Here is a 947-nt window from a genome sequence, read left to right on the forward strand (position 1 = left end):
CTAGGGCCCGTCCTCAAAGCTGGTTCGTCTGACGTGCTTTGATCTTGTGCCGTGGTGCGCAGGCATGAGCTGACTGATGAGCAGTGGCAGGCGTTGCAGCCGTTGTTGCCGGTCTCGGGCGCGAAAGGGCGTCCTCGGGTGGATGACCGGCGTGTGATCAACGGGATGCTGTTCAAGGCCAAGACCGGGGTGTCGTGGCGTGATCTGCCCGAGCGGTACGGGCCGTGGAAGACGGTCTACAACCGGTTCTGGCGCTGGTCGCGCAACGGCACCCTGACCATGCTGGTGTCCAAGGTGCGGGTGATCGACGAGGCGATCGACGAGCTGGACCGGGAGGTCTCGGTCGACTCCAGCATCGTGCGTGCTCATCAGCACGCGGCCGGTGCCCGCCGCCGCACCGCCGCGCACACAGGGGGCGAGCGGGTCGTGTGGCGGGCAGACCGAACCAGATGATCATGCTATCGGCCGGTCCCGCGGCGGCCCCTCCACCAAGATCCACCTTGCCTGCGACGGACACGCCCGCCCACTCACAACCGTCTTGACCGGTGGAAACACCAACGACTGCACCATGTTCGAGACCGTGCTGGCGGGCGTGTGGTTCCCGTCCGCACGACCGGGCAGGCTCGCCACACGCCCGGCGCGGGTGATCGCGGACAAGGGCTACTCCAGCAAGTCCATTCGCGCTCACCTGCGCCGCCGCGGCATCCGGGCCACCATCCCCGAACGCCGCGACCAACGCGCCAACCGCGCCCGCCGAGGCCGGGCCGGTGGCCGCCCACCCGCGTTCGACCCGGTGATCTACAAGCGCCGCAACGTCGTCGAACGCTGCTTCAACCGGCTCAAACAGTTCCGCGCGATCGCCACCCGCTACGACAAGACCGCCCTGTCCTACCAAGCCATGATCGACCTGGCCACCCTCACCCTCTGGCTTTGAGGACGGGCCCTAG

The 947-nt window shown here is 67.8% G+C and carries 1 pseudogene; it reads left to right on the forward strand.

The annotated features are described in order from the left end of the window. Positions 1 to 51 precede the first annotated feature (51 nt). Positions 52 to 934 (forward strand): annotated as a pseudogene (locus tag ABFX45_RS46170) (IS5 family transposase). The last annotated feature ends 13 nt before the right edge of the window (positions 935 to 947 follow it).

The organism is Lentzea roselyniae, from assembly GCF_039537795.1.
Lineage (GTDB): Bacteria > Actinomycetota > Actinomycetes > Mycobacteriales > Pseudonocardiaceae > Lentzea > Lentzea atacamensis.